General features: G+C 65.7%; 14 protein-coding genes. 10 read left to right on the top strand and 4 right to left on the bottom strand.

Features of this window, described 5'->3' with window-relative positions:
• The first annotated feature begins 2 nt into the window (after window positions 1-2).
• The 8 genes from ACSFA3_RS05020 to cydX all read left to right on the top strand — a co-directional run bounded on the left by ACSFA3_RS05020 (window position 3) and on the right by cydX (window position 10,352).
• Window positions 3-938, top strand: a complete 936-nt coding sequence (locus ACSFA3_RS05020; protein ID WP_435504283.1) for an electron transfer flavoprotein subunit alpha/FixB family protein — start codon at window positions 3-5, stop codon at window positions 936-938.
• Between the two features lie 84 nt (window positions 939-1,022).
• Complete coding sequence (locus ACSFA3_RS05015) at window positions 1,023-2,813, top strand: acyl-CoA dehydrogenase (protein ID WP_435504282.1); 1,791 nt, start codon at window positions 1,023-1,025, stop codon at window positions 2,811-2,813.
• Between the two features lie 32 nt (window positions 2,814-2,845).
• On the top strand, window positions 2,846-3,808 hold the full coding sequence (locus ACSFA3_RS05010; RefSeq protein ID WP_435504281.1) for an NAD(P)H-dependent flavin oxidoreductase: 963 nt from the start codon (window positions 2,846-2,848) through the stop codon (window positions 3,806-3,808).
• Window positions 3,809-4,091: 283 nt separating this feature from the next.
• On the top strand, window positions 4,092-5,642 hold the full coding sequence (cydD, locus tag ACSFA3_RS05005; protein ID WP_435504961.1) for a thiol reductant ABC exporter subunit CydD: 1,551 nt from the start codon (window positions 4,092-4,094) through the stop codon (window positions 5,640-5,642).
• Window positions 5,643-5,743: 101 nt separating this feature from the next.
• On the top strand, window positions 5,744-7,420 hold the full coding sequence (locus ACSFA3_RS05000) for an amino acid ABC transporter ATP-binding/permease protein (RefSeq protein WP_435504960.1): 1,677 nt from the start codon (window positions 5,744-5,746) through the stop codon (window positions 7,418-7,420).
• Between the two features lie 27 nt (window positions 7,421-7,447).
• Complete coding sequence (locus ACSFA3_RS04995; protein ID WP_435504280.1) at window positions 7,448-9,034, top strand: cytochrome ubiquinol oxidase subunit I; 1,587 nt, start codon at window positions 7,448-7,450, stop codon at window positions 9,032-9,034.
• A 13-nt stretch (window positions 9,035-9,047) separates the two neighbouring features.
• Window positions 9,048-10,202, top strand: coding sequence for a cytochrome d ubiquinol oxidase subunit II (gene cydB / locus ACSFA3_RS04990; protein WP_435504279.1), 1,155 nt, complete (start codon window positions 9,048-9,050; stop codon window positions 10,200-10,202).
• Between the two features lie 21 nt (window positions 10,203-10,223).
• Window positions 10,224-10,352: a cytochrome bd-I oxidase subunit CydX gene (gene cydX, locus ACSFA3_RS04985; protein WP_435504278.1), complete on the top strand. Its 129-nt coding sequence runs from the start codon at window positions 10,224-10,226 to the stop codon at window positions 10,350-10,352.
• Between the two features lie 15 nt (window positions 10,353-10,367).
• On the opposite strand, the gene yjjJ is transcribed toward cydX, so the two are convergent.
• The 3 genes from yjjJ to ACSFA3_RS04970 form a co-directional block, all read right to left on the bottom strand.
• The gene (gene yjjJ, locus ACSFA3_RS04980; RefSeq protein ID WP_435504277.1) at window positions 10,368-11,756 is read right to left on the bottom strand and encodes a type II toxin-antitoxin system HipA family toxin YjjJ; all 1,389 of its coding nucleotides are present in this window, start codon (window positions 11,754-11,756) and stop codon (window positions 10,368-10,370) included.
• A gap of 92 nt (window positions 11,757-11,848) precedes the next feature.
• Complete coding sequence (locus ACSFA3_RS04975; protein WP_435504276.1) at window positions 11,849-12,433, bottom strand: GbsR/MarR family transcriptional regulator; 585 nt, start codon at window positions 12,431-12,433, stop codon at window positions 11,849-11,851.
• A 3-nt stretch (window positions 12,434-12,436) separates the two neighbouring features.
• Window positions 12,437-14,503 carry an NAD(+) synthase gene (locus tag ACSFA3_RS04970; protein ID WP_435504275.1) on the bottom strand — a complete coding sequence of 689 codons (2,067 nt, stop codon included), beginning with the start codon at window positions 14,501-14,503 and terminating at the stop codon, window positions 12,437-12,439.
• A 63-nt stretch (window positions 14,504-14,566) separates the two neighbouring features.
• Here ACSFA3_RS04970 and aroC point away from each other — a divergent pair, with 63 nt between their 5' ends.
• Both aroC and ACSFA3_RS04960 read left to right on the top strand, forming a co-directional pair.
• On the top strand, window positions 14,567-15,688 hold the full coding sequence (gene aroC, locus ACSFA3_RS04965; protein WP_435504274.1) for a chorismate synthase: 1,122 nt from the start codon (window positions 14,567-14,569) through the stop codon (window positions 15,686-15,688).
• A 14-nt stretch (window positions 15,689-15,702) separates the two neighbouring features.
• Entirely contained in the window at window positions 15,703-16,296 is a 594-nt protein-coding gene (locus ACSFA3_RS04960; protein ID WP_435504273.1) for a rhomboid family intramembrane serine protease, read from the top strand.
• On the opposite strand, the gene ACSFA3_RS04955 is transcribed toward ACSFA3_RS04960, so the two are convergent.
• Window positions 16,269-17,438 (bottom strand): glycosyltransferase, encoded by a 1,170-nt coding sequence (locus ACSFA3_RS04955; RefSeq protein WP_435504272.1) that lies wholly within the window; start codon window positions 17,436-17,438, stop codon window positions 16,269-16,271. The two genes, ACSFA3_RS04960 and ACSFA3_RS04955, sit on opposite strands and share 28 nt — an antisense overlap.
• Between the last annotated feature and the right edge of the window lie 19 nt (window positions 17,439-17,457).

Genomic DNA, 17,457 nt, shown 5'->3' with positions numbered 1-17,457 from the left:
CCATGACCGTACTTGTTATCGCCGAACACGACCACGCGACCGTCAAGCCCGCGACCCTCAACACCGTGACTGCGGCCATCGCCTGCGCGAGCGGCGATGTGCACGTGCTGGTGGCCGGCGCAAACGCCGCCGAAGCCGGCAATGCCGCCGCGCAGATTGCCGGCGTCAGCAAGGTGATCGTCGCAGACAGCCCGAGCCTGGCGGAAAACCTGGCCGAGAACGTCGCCGCTCAGGTGCTCGCCATCGCGTCGAACTACAGCCACATCCTGTTCCCGTCGACCGCCAACGGCAAGAACGTCGCACCGCGTGTCGCAGCCAAGCTGGATGTCGCCCAGATCAGCGACATCACCAAGGTCGACGCGCCCGACACCTTCGAGCGCCCGATCTACGCTGGCAACGCCATCGCCACCGTGCAGAGCAGCGACGCGATCAAGGTGATCACCGTGCGCACCACCGGCTTCGACGCGGCTGCGGCAACCGGCGGCAGCGCCACCGTCGAAACAGCAGAAGGCGTGGCCGACAGCGGCAAGTCGAGCTTCGTCGGGCGTGAAGTCACCAAGAGCGAACGTCCGGAATTGACGGCGGCGAAGATCATCGTGTCGGGTGGCCGAGCGCTGGGCAGCTCTGAGAAGTTCGCCGAAGTCATGGCGCCGCTGGCCGACAAGCTCAACGCCGGCCTCGGCGCGAGCCGCGCTGCGGTGGATGCGGGCTATGCGCCGAACGACTGGCAAGTGGGCCAGACCGGCAAGATCGTCGCACCGCAGCTCTACATCGCTGCCGGCATCTCGGGCGCGATCCAGCATCTGGCCGGCATGAAGGATTCGAAGGTGATCGTCGCGATCAACAAGGACGAGGAGGCGCCGATCTTCTCGGTGGCCGACTACGGACTGGTGGCGGATCTGTTCGTCGCCGTGCCGGAACTGACCAAGTCGCTCTGAGCCCGTTTTTCCGATGAGCCTCGAGGCTCACGGCAAGAAGAGAGGCATCGTTCGCGATGCCTTTTTTTCATCTGGAGACAAGACATGAACTACATCGCACCCGTCAAGGACATGCTGTTCGACATCGAACATCTGTCGCGCATCGACGAGATCGCCCGCTTGCCCGGCTTCGAGGATGCCACGCTTGAAACCGCGCAGGCGGTGCTGGAGGAATGCGCGCGCTTCAACCAGGACGTCGTCGCGCCATTGAACGTCGAAGGCGACCGCAATCCGTCTTCGTTCAAGGACGGCAAGGTCACGACCACGCCTGGATTCAGGCAGGCCTTCGCGCAGTACGCCGAGGGTGGATGGCAGGGCTTGCAGCATCCGGTCGATTTCGGCGGGCAAGGCCTGCCGAAGACCATCGGCGCTGCCTGCGTCGAGATGCTGAACTCGGCCAACATGAGCTTTGCGCTGTGTCCGTTGCTGAGCGATGGCGCCATCGAGGCACTGCTCACGGCCGGCTCCGACGACTTGAAGGCCACGTATCTCGGCAAGCTGGTGAGCGGACAGTGGACCGGCACCATGAACCTCACCGAGCCGCAGGCCGGCAGCGATCTGGCGATGGTGCGCAGCCGGGCCGAGCCTGCGGGCGACGGCACCTACAAGGTCTTCGGCACCAAGATCTACATCACCTACGGCGAGCACGACATGGCCGAGAACATCGTGCATCTCGTGCTGGCTCGCGTGACCGGCGCGCCGGAGGGCGTGAAGGGCATCAGCCTGTTCGTGGTGCCGAAGTTCATGGTGGGTGCCAACGGTGCGATCGGAGAGCGCAACGACGTGCATTGCGTGAGCATCGAGCACAAGCTCGGCATCAAGGCCTCGCCGACTGCGGTGCTGCAGTACGGCGACAACGGCGGTGCGGTCGGCTATCTGGTCGGCGAGGAGAACCGCGGCCTCGAGTACATGTTTATCATGATGAATTCGGCGCGCTACGCGGTCGGTGTGCAGGGCATCGCCATCGCCGAACGCGCATATCAGCACGCGGTGACCTACGCACGGGATCGGGTGCAAAGCCGCCCGGTCGACGGTTCGATGCCTGCGAGCGCGCCGATCATCCATCACCCGGACGTGCGTCGCATGCTGATGACGATGCGCGCGTACACCGAGGGCTGCCGCGCGATGGCGAGCGTCGCCGCAGCGGCCTACGACGCGGCGCATCACCATCCCGATGCCGACGCGCGCAAGCAGAACGCGACCTTCTACGAATTTCTCGTGCCGTTGATCAAGGGTTACAGCACCGAGATGAGCCTCGAAGTGGCGTCGCTCGGCGTGCAGGTGCACGGCGGCATGGGCTTCATCGAGGAGACCGGCGCGGCTCAGTACCTGCGCGACGCGAAGATCCTGACGATCTACGAAGGCACGACGGCCATCCAGGCGAACGACCTGGTCGGCCGCAAGACGGCGCGCGACGGCGGGCAGTCGGCCAAGGCCATCGCGCAGCAGATCGCGTCGACCGAGGTCGAGCTGACCGAGAGCGGCAGCGCCGATGCACTGGCTGTATGCAGGCGCCTGAAAGCGGCACGCGAAGCCTTCGTCGACGTGGTCGAGTTCGTTGCAGCCAGGACGCGCTCGGCGCCGAACGCCGTGTTCTCGGGCAGCGTGCCGTACCTGATGCTTGCCGGCAATCTCATGGCCGGCTGGCAAATTGCGCGCTCGCTGCTGATCGCCGAGAGGCTCGCTGCGACCGGCACCGAAACCGCGTTCATGCAGGCCAAGATCGCGACCGCGCGCTTCTACGCGGAGCACATCCTGAACAAGGCGCCGGCCGTGCGCGACAGCATCGTCGACGGTTCGGACAGTGTGACGGCGATGGCCCTTGACGCGTTCTGAGAACAACCAACAAATAAAACGGAGACCGGTCCATGTCCAAACTTCCTCCCGTGCTCGCGAACCTGCCGCTGCCGATCATCGGTTCGCCGCTGTTCATCATCAGCACGCCCAAGCTGGTGATCGCCCAGTGCAAGGCCGGCGTCGTCGGTTCGATGCCCGCGCTCAACGCGCGTCCCGCAGCCCAGCTCGAAGACTGGCTGATCGAGATCACCGAAGAGCTTGCCGCATACGACAAGGCCAATCCCGACAAGCCGGCCGCGCCGTTCGCCATCAACCAGATCGTTCACAAGAGCAACGACCGGCTCGAACACGACATGGCGATGGTCGTGAAGTACAAGGTGCCGATCGTCATCACGTCGCTCGGCGCGCGCGTCGACGTGAACGAGGCGGTGCACAGCTATGGCGGCGTCACGCTGCACGACATCATCAACAACACCTTTGCGAAGAAGGCGATCGAGAAGGGCGCCGACGGGCTGATCGCGGTTGCGGCAGGCGCTGGCGGGCATGCGGGCGTGAAGAGCCCGTTCGCGCTGATCCAGGAAATCCGCCAGTGGTTCGACGGCCCGATCGCCCTGTCGGGCTCCATCGCCAGCGGCGACGCGGTGCTGGCAGCGCAGGCGATGGGCGCGGACTTCGCGTACATCGGCACCGCCTTCATCGCGACCGAGGAAGCGCGTGCCAGCGATGCCTACAAGCAAGCCATCGTCGACGGCGATTCGGACGACATCGTCTACTCGAACCTTTTCACCGGCGTGCACGGCAACTATCTCGCGCCGAGCATCGTGGCGGCCGGCATGGACCCGGCGAACCTGCCCGAAGGCGACGTGAAGACGATGAACTTCGCCAGCGGCGACGGTGCCAAGGCCAAGGCTTGGAAGGACATCTGGGGCTCGGGGCAGGGCATCGGCGCGATCGGGGAAGTGACATCGGCTGCGGTGTTCATCGACAAGCTGAAGCGCGAATACCAGGCGGCGCGCCAGCGGCTGGCGCTCTAACGCACCAAATCTAAAAATCAGCTGACCGCCTCGCCAAGCGGGTTTCACACACTTCCTTGATCCAGGACAAGGCGCAGTCGCTAGACTTCATGTAATTTCAGTAAATACTGAAAATTCAAGAAGTTAAAAAGTGAACCGCCATTCCGCATCGCTCCCTGCACCCGTCTCGCGCGCACCTGCCGTGGGCGTGGCAGGCGCGACGGCAGCAGTGTCGGTCAGGTTTGGTGCGTGGGTTCAAGGCGGCGCTGCCCTGGTGTGGTTGCCTCAGGCCGCGCTTCTCGCGATGGCGACCCAGGGTTTGCGAGACGGCCTGGGTTTCGGCGCGGTCTTGCTGCCCGCCATCGGTTTCCTGATGCTCGGCGTGTTGCGGGCCGCCTGCGAAGCCTGGGGTTCACGGCAGGTCTTCGGCGCGGCAAGGTCGCGGCTTTCCGCTGTTCGCGCACGGGCGGTGTCGGCTCTGGCCGCACGGTCGCCGCTCGACAGCAGCCGCCCGGCTTCCGGGCTTGCCGCCAGCGTGCTCGCCGAGCAGGCAGAAGCGCTGGTGCCCTATCTGGCGCGCTTTCAGCCTGCCCGCCGGCGCGCGATGCTGGTGCCGCTGGTCTTCATCCCCGTCATTGCCTGGTTCTCCTGGGTGGCCGCGCTGGTCCTGCTGATCGCCGCGCCGCTGATCCCGATGTTCATGGCCATCGTCGGCTGGCGCGCCAAGGCGATGAGCGAGGCGCAATTGGTCGAGCTGGGAGGAATGAACGCGTTTCTGCTTGATCGTCTGCGCGGCCTGGCGACGCTGCGCTCTCTCGGCGCGGTCGACGTCACTGCTCGTCGGCTGGGCGAATCTGCGCAGTCGCTGCGCCGCCGGACGATGGCCGTGCTGCGCATCGCTTTCCTGTCGTCGGCTTTGCTGGAACTGTTCTCTGCGTTGGGCGTGGCGATGGTTGCCGCTTACATCGGTTTCTCGCTGCTGGGCGCCTTCACTTTTGGCACCTGGGGCCGGCCGCTGAGCCTGGGCGAAGGCTTTTTCGTGCTGTTGTTGGCACCTGCATTCTTCGATCCTCTGCGTGAACTCTCGGCCGTTTGGCACGACCGCGCCGCGGGCGAGGCGGCGCTCGATGCGCTGGAGCAGCTTTCAGACGGCGGTCTGCGGATGGTCGACGCGCCGGCGCAGGCTCACGGCGAGGTTGCATCGTCAGGCGTTGCGCCGTCCGTCGAAATTCGAGGCCTGGATTTCGTCCACGCCGGCGAATCCGCCGTCTTCCACGGCTTCGATCTGCGAATCGCCGCTGGCGAACACGTCGCGGTGACGGGTCCGAGCGGCGCTGGCAAGACCGCGCTGCTGAGTTTGATCGCCGGCCTCGTCCCGGCGACGGCGGGCGACATCGCGATCGGCGGCGTCGATCTGACGCCCGACTCGGCCGCTGTGCTGCGCCGGCGGATCGGCTGGATGGGCCAGCGTCCGCACGTCTTCGCAGGCTCGGTGCAGGACAACGTGTCGCTCGGCCGCGCCGGCATCGACCGCGCGCAGGTCGATGCGGCGATGCGCATCGCCGACCTCGGCAGCGTGGCGCAGGCGCATCCCGGTGTCGCGCTGGGCGAGGGCGGAAGCGGCATGTCGGGCGGCGAAGCGGCGCGGCTGGCGCTGGCCCGCATCGCTGCGCCGTCGCACGCGAATCTGCTGCTGGTCGACGAACCGACCGCGCACCTCGACACAGAAACGGCCGGGCGCGTCGCCGATGCGCTGATCGAACTCGCGCGCGGCAAGACGCTGATCGCGGTCACGCACGACCCTGTTTTCGCGGCACGCATGGACCGCGTGATCCGTCTGGAGGCTGTCGCATGAACGCCCGCGCCATTCCCATTCCTGTTTCCGAGATGGATCGGGAGCCGGCGTCGCGACCTGCGCCGCCTGCGCAGCCCGTGTTGCCTTCTCGCCACCGCCGGATGCGGGAACTGCGCGTGGTGCTGCAGTCGTTCCTCTCCAGCGCCCCGCGTCGCCTCGCGCTCGGCGCCGCGATGGCTGCGCTCACGGTGCTGGCCGGCATGGCGCTGCTCGGGCTTTCGGGCTGGTTCATCACCGCCACCGCCATCGCGGGAGCAAGCACCACGACCGCGCTGATGTTCGATGTCTTCATGCCCTCGGCCGGCATCCGGCTGCTCGCGCTCGGCCGCACGGCGTCGCGCTACGGCGAGCGGCTGGTGACGCACGACGCCACCTTCACCGCGCTGGCGGATCTGCGCGAACGCCTGTTCCGCGGCTGGGCCCGGCCCGATGCAGCGCGGCAGTTGCTGGCGCGTCCGGCACGGCTGCTGTTTCGTCTCACCGCCGACATCGACGCGCTCGAATCGCTCTACCTGCGCCTGATGGTTCCCGCATTCGCCGCGCTCGGCGCAGCGCTGCTGGCCGGCATCGTGCTCGGCGCGATGCATCTGTGGCTGGGCATCGGACTGGCGCTGTGGCTGGTCGGCGCCGGCTGGGGCATCGCCTGGACGGTGTCGCGCCTCGCGCACCCGGCAGCCGTGCGGCGCGCTCAGGCCATCGAGGCACTGCGCCAGCGCACCGTGGACCTGATCGCCGGCCAGACCGAGCTTGCGATGGCCGGCCGGCTCAGCGCGCAGTGCGATGCGCTGGCCGCCGCCGATGCGCGGCTCGCGCGTGCCGATCTGGCGCTCAACCGGCTGGACACGAGCGCCGGATTCGCTTTCGGTCTGGCTGGCACGCTGACGTTGACCGCTGTGCTGTTGGCCGTCGGTCTGCTGGTCGAGCGAAGCACCATCGGTGTGCCGGCCGCGGTGCTGGCATTGCTGATCGCATTGACGGCGACCGAGCCCTTTGCTGCGCTGCGCCGCGGTGCGCTGGAAGCCGGTCGGACCTGGCTGGCCGTGCGTCGCCTCGCGCCGCGCATGGCGGCGGACGATTTCGCTCCGATAACACCCGAAAAAGCGACTTCAGCGGTCCGTTTCGATCGCGTCACCGCCGCTCACGCCGGCAGCCGAATCGACGCGCTGCACGACATTTCGCTGACCGTCTGCGCCGGCGAACGCGTCGCGCTGATCGGTGCCAGCGGCGCCGGCAAGTCGACGCTGCTGTCGGTCGTCGCCGGGGAACTCGCGCCGCGCGCCGGCCGTGCGCGCATGCCGGCGCACTGCCTGCTCACGCAACGCACCGAGCTGTTCCAGGACAGCCTGCGCGACAACCTGCGGCTGGCCGATCCGGCTGCCAACGATGCGCGGCTCTGGGCCGTGCTCGAAGCCGCCGGACTGGCCGCCGACATCCGCAACACGGCGCGCGGCCTCGACACGCCGCTCGGCGAAGGCGGGCTCGGCCTGTCGGGCGGCCAGTTGCGCCGTCTTGCACTTGCCCGCCTGCTGCTGCGCGACGTGCCGCTCTGGCTGCTCGACGAAGCGACCGAAGCGCTGGACGCCGGAACCGCGCACGACGTGCTGCGGTGTCTTTCAGCGCAGGCCGACGGCCGCACGCTGATCTTCGCCACGCATCTGCGCCGCGAAGCCGAAACCGCCGACCGCCTGCTGTGCATGGAGGGTGGCCGCATCGTCGCCGACCTGTATCGCGGCGACCCCGCATTCACGGCCGCGCTCCTGGCGCTGCGGCCCGACTGAAAAGAGAAAAGGAAGAAGGAAACCACCATGGACCTCGACATCGTTGCCCTGTCCCGACTGCAGTTCGCCCTCACGGCGCTGTATCACTTCATCTTCGTCCCGCTGACCATCGGGTTGTCGGTGATCCTCGCGATCATGGAGACGGTCTACGTCATGACCGGCCGAACGGTCTGGCGCGACATGACCAAATTCTGGGGCGTGCTGTTTGGCATCAACTTCGCGATGGGCGTCGCGACCGGCATCGTCATGGAATTCCAGTTCGGCATGAACTGGAGCTACTACAGCCACTATGTCGGCGACATCTTTGGTGCGCCGCTGGCCATCGAGGCGCTCATGGCGTTCTTCCTCGAAGCCACCTTCGTCGGCCTGTTCTTCTTCGGCTGGGACAAGCTTTCCAAGCGCGGCCATCTGATGACGACCTGGGCCGTGGCGCTCGGCTCCAACCTGTCGGCGCTCTGGATTCTGATCGCCAACGGCTGGATGCAGAACCCGGTCGGCTCGGCATTCAACCCGCAGACCATGCGGATGGAAGTCACCGACTTCGCCGCCGTGCTGACCAACCCGGTCGCGCAGGCCAAGTTCGTGCACACGGTTTCGGCCGGCTACACGGTGGCCGCCATGTTCGTGCTGGGCGTCTCGGCGTATTACCTACTCAAGGGCCGCAACGTGCAACTTGCCAAACGTTCGATGACGGTCGCGGCGGCTTTCGGGCTTGCTGCTTCGCTGTCGGTCGTTGTGCTCGGCGACGAGAGCGGCTATCTCTCCAGCGAGCACCAGAAGATGAAGCTTGCCGCCATCGAGGCGATGTGGAAGACCGAGCCCGCGCCCGCTGCGTTCACCGCGTTCGGCTTCCCCGATCAGGCTGCACGCGAGACGCACTATGCGGTGCATATTCCCGCCGTCATGGGTCTCATCGGCACCCGCTCGCTCGACACCGTCATCCCCGGCATCGAGGAACTCGTGCAGCGCGCCGAGAAGAACATCCGCGACGGCATCGTCGCCTACGACGCGCTGCAGACCATCCGCGCAGCCGGCAGCACCGGTGCGATACCCGAAGCCGCCCGCCAGGCCTTCGAGACGCACGGACGGTCGATGGGTTACGCGCTGCTGCTCAAGCGCTATGTCGACGATCCCCGCCAGGCCACCGAAGCGCAGATCGCCAAGGCCGCCTGGGACACGGTGCCGGCCGTGGCGCCGCTGTACTGGTCGTTCCGCATCATGGTCGCGCTCGGCATGTTCTTCATCGTGCTGACGGCCACGTTCTTCGTGTTGTCCGCACGCCGCAAGCTCGATGCCTATCCGTGGCTGCTGAAGGTGGCGGTGGCCTCGATTCCGCTGCCGTGGATCGCAGCCGAAGCGGGCTGGATCGTGGCCGAGGTCGGCCGCCAGCCGTGGGTGATCGAAGGCGTGCTGCCGACGGCGGTGGCGGTGTCGAGCCTGGGGGCGACGACGCTGCTGATCACGATTGCCGCCTTCGTCGCGATCTACACCGTGCTTCTCGTCATCGGCATGAAGCTGATGATCGGCGCGATCCGCAAGGGCCCCGATGCGCATCCGGTGCCGCCGCCGGCCGTCTATCGCGCCGAAGCCGCCCCCGAATTGAACCCACTCTGAACCGGAGCCCATCATGGTCCTTCACGAACTCGTTTCCTACGACGTCCTGCGCCTCGTCTGGTGGGCGCTGATCGGCGTGCTGCTGGTCGCCTTCGCCATCACCGACGGCTTCGACCTGGGCGCCGGCATGCTGCTGCCCTTCGCCGGCCGAACCGACCTGGAGCGTCGCACCGTCATCAACAGCGTCGGCCCGGTGTGGGAGGGCAACCAGGTCTGGCTGATCCTCGGCGGCGGCGCGATCTTCGCGGCCTGGCCGCAGCTCTACGCGGTGTCGTTCTCCGGCTTCTACCTCGCGATGTTCGTGATCCTCGTCGGGCTGATCCTGCGGCCGGTGGCCTTCAAGTTCCGCAGCAAGCACGAGGACGCGAAGTGGCGCAGCCGCTGGGACGCGGTGCTGTTCTTCTGCGGCATCGTGCCTGCGCTGATCTTCGGCGTGGCCATCGGCAACGTGCTGCAGGGCGTGCCGTTCCGCTTCTCCGAAGACATGCACATCTTCTACGACGGCACTTTCTTCGGATTGCTCAACCCGTTCGCGCTGCTCTGCGGCCTGGTGTCGGTCACGATGCTGGCGATGCACGGCGCGACCTGGCTGCAGCTGAAGACCGACGGCCCGGTCGCGGCCCGCGCACGCGCCATCGGCAGCGTCGCGGCGGTGCTCACGCTGGTGCTTTATGCGGTCGCCGGTCTGGCACTGTGGATGTGGATCGACGGCTATCGGGTGACGAGCGCGCTGTCGACGACCGGCCCCTCCAACCCGATGCTCAAGACCGCCGAAGTGGCGCCAGGCGCCTGGTTCGCGAACTACGCGGCGCATCCGTGGACGCTCGCCGCGCCAGTGCTCGGCTTTACCGGCACGCTGCTCACGTTGCTCGGTCTGCGGCTGCGCCGCGAGGTGTTCGCGCTTTCGTTCAGCGCACTGGGAATTGCCGGCATCATCCTGAGCGTCGGGGCTTCGATGTTCCCGTTCATCCTGCCGTCGTCCATCGACCCGCGCGCCAGCCTCAACGTGTGGGATTCATCGTCGAGCCATCTGACGCTCTTCATCATGCTGGTGGTCGCCGCGGTCTTCGTGCCGCTCATCGTCATCTACACCGGCTGGGTCTACAAGGTGCTGTGGGGGAAGGTCGACGCCGTAGCCATTCGCGACAAGCGCGGTCACGCTTACTGAATCCAAGAAAAGGAATCGATCATGTGGTACTTCGCCTGGATCCTCGGCCTGCCGCTGGCAGCCACCTTCGCCGTGCTCAATGCCATGTGGTACGAGCTGATGGAAGACGACGCCATCCGGCACGACAAGCTCGACGCACCGGCGTCCTGATACGGCACCTGATATTCAGCCTTCGACCAGTCTTCTCAGCAGCGCCTCGTTGTCCGAGCAGGTGTGGCGGAATCCGGCACCGATTCGCTCGTCGCCGGCAGCCATAGCCCAGAAGACGAGAGCTGCCGCTGCGGCGTCTTGCCACGCGGCTTCTTCCGTCGGCATCGGCAGTCGCGGAACGTAGCTTCTCGGAGGCAGTTCGACGCCGCGGACCGGCGCGTAGGTCATCGGCAGCATGTCGTAGATCGGCGCTACGGCGAAGGCAGTGCCGCCGGCATTCGTCACCGGTATGAACGACAGGTTGCCGTCGTGCATGTCGGTGTTGCCGATGAGTTGTCCGAACAGCCATGTGCGCAGGATGCGGCCGACTTCGTCTGTGGACAGCCATCCCTTCTGCACCAGCGGTCGCACGGCTTCCGCCCACGGCCGTCCGGCATCGCCGACGAAGGTGCCGTTCAAAGAAAGCCAAGACACCATCGGCGACCGGCCGAGCGCGCCGTGACGGTCGAAGCGCTCGACTTCGAGAAAGGTTCGACCGGCGTGGACATGAATCTTTGTGTTCGCGCAGCCAATGCCGGTGGTTTCTTGCAGCGCGCGTCCAGCCAGGTGTTCGCACACCAGAAGATCGGCCCAGCGCCGGGTGCCGGGCGAGTCGTCGGAACCGGAGAACTTGACTAACACTTGTTGCTGCGTACCGTCGCTGCGTTGCCGCAAAACGGGGAACTTCGGAAACTCGCCACCGGCCGATGAACCTGCCACGCCCAGTTCCAGCGCGCGAACCGCGAACTTGGGATATGCCTCGGCAACCCGTGAGTCCGGCAAGCCTGGCAATGCCATCCCCGCCTTCGTTTGCTGTACGTTGTCCAGCCACAGCCGGCATGCCTGCGCGCCGACCAGCAAGTCGCCCGGAACGTCCTGCCCAAGGACCGACAGCGCGTACAGCACGTCGTCGTCCGACCATGTCGTCGGGTCCTCCTTGACTTGCAGCATCGCCGCATGGTGCCGCGCGAAATTGCGGCCCAAAAATCCTTGCGGCCGCATGTCCTGCATCGGATAGGGCAAGCCGTCGAACCAACCATCGCGCATCCGGTCGTCCAGCGGCCAGCCGAAGTCGCCTATGAAATTCGCCGCCGTACCGTCCGGATAGATCAGGTCGAGATCGGCGATGTGATGCGGTGTGCCAGTCTTGTCGATGCGGAACAGCGGGAGAGATTCCAGCGATCCGCGAAGTGCCCGGCGTGCGGAATACGTCGTGCGCCGAGCGCGTCCGCGCACGAAGACGGCATCGCCGGCAGCCTGAATCGCGCGGCTCAGCGTGGGCCGGCTGGCGCCCATGAGCTCGAGCAGCCTGCTTGCCGGAAGCGGGCCGTTGGCGCGGAGCAGGGCGACGGGATCGACAGCCATGGTGAAACGATCTTTCGGGCCGGAATCGGCCTCATTTCATTGGAGAAAATCGTTTCGTGACCCCTAAGGATGAAACGATCAATGAAACGATTCTACACGCCAGAGTCCGTTTTTCTGCCTTTTCCCCCACCCGTCAGCCGATCCTTCAACCCCAGCACCTTCGTCACCGTCGCTCCCATGCCCATCAGCTGCATGGCTGTCTCAGGCGCCAGGCGCTGCACGTCGTCGAACCACTTCATCAGCCGGTCGATCAGACCGTGCATCTCGCGCATGCGCTCCTGCGCGTGCTTTTCTTCGTCGCTCGACGGTCTTTCCAGCAGCGCCATGCGCAGCATCGACAGCGTCGGTTCGATCTCGCGGCGGCGACGCTCCTCGGCCAGCACTCGGAAAATTTCCCAGACATCGGCAGGTGCCTCGAAATACTCGCGACGGTCGCCGGGCTGATGGCGCAGCTTCACCAGTCGCCAGGCCTGCAGCTCCTTCAAGCCCATGCTCACGTTCGAGCGTGAGAAGGCCAGTACTTCGGCGATCTCGTCGGCATTGAGCGCGCGCTGCGAAATGAAGATCAGCGCGTAGATCTGACCAACGGTCCGGTTGATGCCCCACTTGCTGCCCATCTCTCCGAAATGGGCGATGAACTGGCGGTTGAGGGGAGGTAGTTCGGCGTGCGTAGGCATCGTTCAGCGGCCGGTCGGGATGCGGGCGAGGTCGGCGAGCCAGACTTCGGCTTCGGAATCGCTCGGCGCACGCCAGTCGCCGCGCGGAGAAAGCGAGCCGCCGGAGCCGACTTTCGGACCGTTCGGCACGCAGGAGCGCTTGAACTGGCTGGTCTTGAAGAAGCGGTACAAGAAGGTGTGCAGATGGCGGCGGATGTCGTCGAGCGAATAGGCGTTGTGCTCGCCGTTGAGCATGTCGGGCCACTTGCCGAGCGTGCGATCGTGCCATGCCGCGTGCGCCAGGAAAGCCACTTTCGACGGCCGGAATCCGAAGCGGACGATGTAGTAGAGATGGAAGTCCTGCAGCTCGTACGGCCCGATGGTGTCCTCGGTCTTCTGGCTCGGCTGCTCCTGTTGGGCATCCGACGGCACGAGCTCCGGGCTGACTTCGGTCGCGACCACCGCGCGCAGCGTGTCGCTGCCCGCCGCATCGAGGATGCCGGCCTCGGCCACCCAGTGCACCAGGTGCTTGATGAGCGTCTTCGGCACGCTGGCGTTCACGTTGTAGTGCGACATGTGATCGCCGACGCCGTAGGTGCACCAGCCGAGCGCCAGCTCGCTCAGGTCGCCGGTGCCGATCACGATCGCGCCGTTGTGATTCGCCAGCCGGAACAGATGGCTGGTGCGCTCGCCGGCCTGCACGTTCTCAAAGGTGATGTCGTACTGCGGCTTGCCGTCGGCGAACGGATGGCCGAGGTCTTCGAGCATCTGCCTGCAACTCGGGCGGATGTCGATTTCCTTCGCCGTGCAGCCGATCGCCGTCATCAACTGGTGCGCCTGCTGCAGCGTGCGGCCGCTGGTCGCATAGCCTGGCATCGTGTAGCCGAGGATGTCGCTGCGCGGCCGCTTCAGCCGGTCCATTGCCTGCGCGCAAACCATCAACGCGTGCGTCGAATCGAGCCCGCCCGAGACGCCGATCACCACCTTGCCGATGTTGCTGGCCTGCAGCCGCTGCACCAGCGCCTGCACCTGGATGTTGAAGACTTCGCGGCAGCGCTCGTCGAGCGTGACGGGGTCGGCCGGCACGTACGGAAAGCGCTCGACCGTGCGGCGCAATCCGCCCGGCGACGGCACTTCGGCTGGTGACAGGTCGAAGTCGATCGTTCGCCAGGTGCGCAACGTCGCCGAATGCCGCTGCGCCGAGACGCCGAAGGAGTTCTGGCGCATGCGCTCGTGCGCCATGCGTGCCAGATCGGCGTCGGCGGTGATCGTGTGCGAGTCGTCGGCGAAGCGTTCGCTCTCGGCCAGCATCTCGCCGTTTTCGTAGATCAGCGACTGGCCGTCCCAGGCGAGGTCGGTGGTCGATTCGCCAATGCCGGCCGACGAATAAAGATACGCCGCCAGACAGCGCGCCGATTGCAGATCGACCAGCTTTCGCCGGTAGTCGGCCTTGCCGATCACGATGTTCGATGCCGACAGGTTGACCAGCACCGTCGCTCCGGCCAGCGCCGCATAGCTCGACGGCGGAATCGGCACCCAGAGGTCTTCGCAAATTTCGACGTGGAAGGTCAGCAGCGGGAAATCGCGCGCCTTGAACAGGATGTCGGCGCCGAAGGGCACGCGCATGCCGCAGACGTCGATTTCGGTGGCAAGTGCGCTGTCTGCGGCGCTGAACTGCCGGCCTTCGTAGAACTCGCCGTAGTTCGGCAGGTAGGTCTTCGGCAGCACGCCGAGCACCTTGCCGCCGGCTACGACGGCCGCGCAGTTGAAGAGCCGATGGTCGACGCGCAGTGGCAGGCCGACGATGGCGATGGTCTTCACGTCGCGCGATGCCTCGATCACTTCGCGCAACGCCGCCTCGCAGCCTTCGAGCAGCGCATCCTGATGGAACAGGTCGTCGCAGGTGTAGGCCGAGAGTCCGAGTTCCGGGAAAGCGATCAGCACGGCGCCGTCTGCGGCGGCTTCTTTGTACATGCGCACCGTCTCGCGGCCGTTGTATGCCGGATCGGCGACGCGATTGCGCGGCACCGCGACGGCCAGGCGCACGAAGCCGTGCGCCATCGGATGGTCGAAGGGAAGGTCGGGTGTCATGGGCGAAGTCCTGATATCGGCTGAATCCATGAATTTTCCCGGTTTTGCGGATAATCCCGCGCCATGAGCGGCAATACCTTCGGCAATCTTTTCGCAGTCACCAACTTCGGTGAATCCCACGGCCCGGCCATCGGCTGCGTCATCGACGGCTGTCCGCCCGGAATGTCGCTGACCGAGTCCGATATTCAGGCCGATCTCGACCGCCGGCGTCCTGGCACCAGCCGCCATGTCACGCAGCGTGCGGAGCCGGACACGGTACAGATTCTTTCCGGCGTCTACGAAGGCAAGACCACCGGCACGCCGATCGCGCTGCTGATCCAGAATACCGACCAGCGCAGCAAGGATTACGGGCAGATCGCGCAGCAGTTCCGTCCCGGCCATGCGGACTTCACCTACTTCAAGAAGTACGGCATCCGCGATCCGCGCGGCGGCGGGCGTTCGTCGGCACGGATGACCGCACCCACGGTGGCGGCCGGCGCAGTTGCGAAGAAGTGGCTGGCCGAGCGCTATGGCGTGGTGTTCCGCGGTTGCATGACGCAGATCGGCGAGGTCGTCATTCCGTTCGAGGACTGGAGCCACGTTCCGAACAACCCGTTCTTCGCACCCGTCGCCGATGTTTCCCAGCTGGAAAGCTACATGGATGCGCTGCGCAAGGCCGGCGATTCGTGCGGCGCGCGCATCCGCGTGACGGCGTCGAACGTGCCGGTCGGCTTGGGCGAACCTCTGTACGACAAGCTCGATGCCGACATCGCCTTCGCGATGATGGGCATCAATGCGGTCAAGGGCGTGGAGATCGGCGCCGGTTTCGCCAGCGTCACGCAGCGAGGCACGACGCACGGCGATTCGATCACGCCGGATGGTTTCGTCACCAACAATTCGGGCGGCGTGCTCGGCGGCATCAGCACCGGGCAGGATCTGGAAGTGAGCATTGCGATCAAGCCGACAAGCTCGATCATCAGCCCGCGCCAATCCATCGACGTCAACAACCAGCCGGTCGAAGTCGTGACCAAGGGGCGCCACGATCCGTGCGTCGGCATTCGCGCGACGCCGATTGCCGAGGCGATGCTGGCGCTGGTGGTGATGGAGCATGCGTTGCGGCATCGCGCGCAGTGCGGCGAGACGGGAACGAAAGCGGCCGACAGCGCTCCATTGGCAGAGATGGCACTTCAGTCGTCGTTCCTTTAAAGAGCTTCCCGCCCATGTTTTCGATGCCTCCCGCTACCCAGGCGCTGATTCTCACCAGCGTCGTCGTGTTCTTCCTGCAGTCGATGGGCGTGGACGGCATCGCGGCATTTGCCCTCTGGCCGGTGGGCTCGGGCAATTTCCTGCCGTGGCAGGTCTTCAGCTACGCCTTCCTGCATGGCGGGATTTCGCATCTGGTCTTCAACATGTTCGGCATCTACATGTTCGGCGCGGAACTGGAGCGGGTCTGGGGCGCGAAACGGTTCCTGGTGTTCTTCTTCGCCAGCGTGCTCTGCGGCGCGCTCGCGCAGTTGCTGATCGCTTCGTGGAGCGGCAGCAATGTGCCGACCATCGGTGCGTCGGGCGGGCTGTTCGGCCTGCTTGCCGGTTTCGCGATGCTGTTCCCCAAGCGCACCATCGTCCCGCTGATTCCGCCGATCCCGATGCCGGCCTGGCTCTTCGTGGTGATCTACGGCGTGATCGAATTGACACTTGGTGTCACCGGCAGCATGAGCGGCGTCGCGCATTTCGCACATCTGGGCGGTATCGCCGGCGGCGTGCTGACGCTGCGCTACTGGCGCGGTCAGGTGCCGTTCGGCAAGCGGCTTTGAACTGATTTTTCCGAAGCGACCTCCCGCAGCATGCGCGCGGCGTGGTCCGTATCGGCATCGGCCCAGCTGAAGTTGCCGTCCGGGTAGTGCCGCATCCAGTCGCGATAGGGAATCAGGTCTGCACGAACGCCGTGGTAGTGCGGGAATGCGGGGCCGTATTCGGTGTTCGCGGACCAGTGGGTGGCAACAACCGGAATGCGCATCTCCAGGAACTCGCGGATGTTCAGGCCGTAGGCTTCGGCGCGATGCAGCGACAGATACACGTCGGCCATGCGCTGGAACGCGACCTGCTCTGCATCCGAGAAATCCATCCTGATCAGGCGGATGTTGCCGGCCGTGCCGATCATTTCCCGAAGCTCTTTTTCCACGATACGGGTCGATTTCGAGCAGCGCATCTTGATCAGCAGAACATGGCTGGCGCTGGTGCCAAATGCTTTCTGCCAAGCCTCGACATGCGCCCACGGATTCTTGCGCTCGGGACAGGCCTTGATATCCATGATCGCGATGCCCAGAAATGCGTCGGCGGGTACGTCGAACTTGGTTCGACGCATCGCCGGGATCGTCAGATCGACCTCGACATGGTGCGGCACGACGACGACCGGCAGCGACGAAGCCGCGCTGATTGCCGCCTGCGAAAACGCCGATGGCGTCCAGATCTCGTCGACGATGCGCAGCGCGAAACGCCACGAACCTGGAAACACAGCGTTTTCCCACGCCCAGAGGCCGGTGCGGTGGGCGCCGGCAATCTGGTCCGGGCGGAACAGTCGCAGCGCGCGTCGGTAGCGGTTCGGCTGGCACAACAGGTAAAGCCGCGACACCGGTTGCGACAGGTTCCTGCCGGTGACGGGCAACTCGCCGGCTTTGGTGGGCGAAAGGCTCAGCAGGATCAGGCCGGGGTGCCGCAGTCGCAACTTGGCGGCCTCGTAGCTCGCGGCGCGGCACAGGCCGGTCTTGCCGCCGAAATCGCCCACCGCGACGATGCAGCCTTGTTCTTCGTCCAGCAGCGGCGTTGCGGGATCGCGGCGATACGGGCGCGACATCTTCCAGTTGGAGAAACCGAGGCGCCAGCGTTTCAGCGGCTGTCCCATCAGATGCAGAAGATGTCCGAACCCCGAGCGGCGCAGCGCCTGCGGAAAGCGCATGAATGCCGCCGGTGCGAGT

This window comes from Variovorax glucosi (assembly GCF_051216695.1).
Taxonomy (GTDB): domain Bacteria; phylum Pseudomonadota; class Gammaproteobacteria; order Burkholderiales; family Burkholderiaceae_C; genus Variovorax.
Note: the sequence above shows the minus strand (reverse complement) of the source record. Positions and strands in the feature narration are given on the sequence as shown.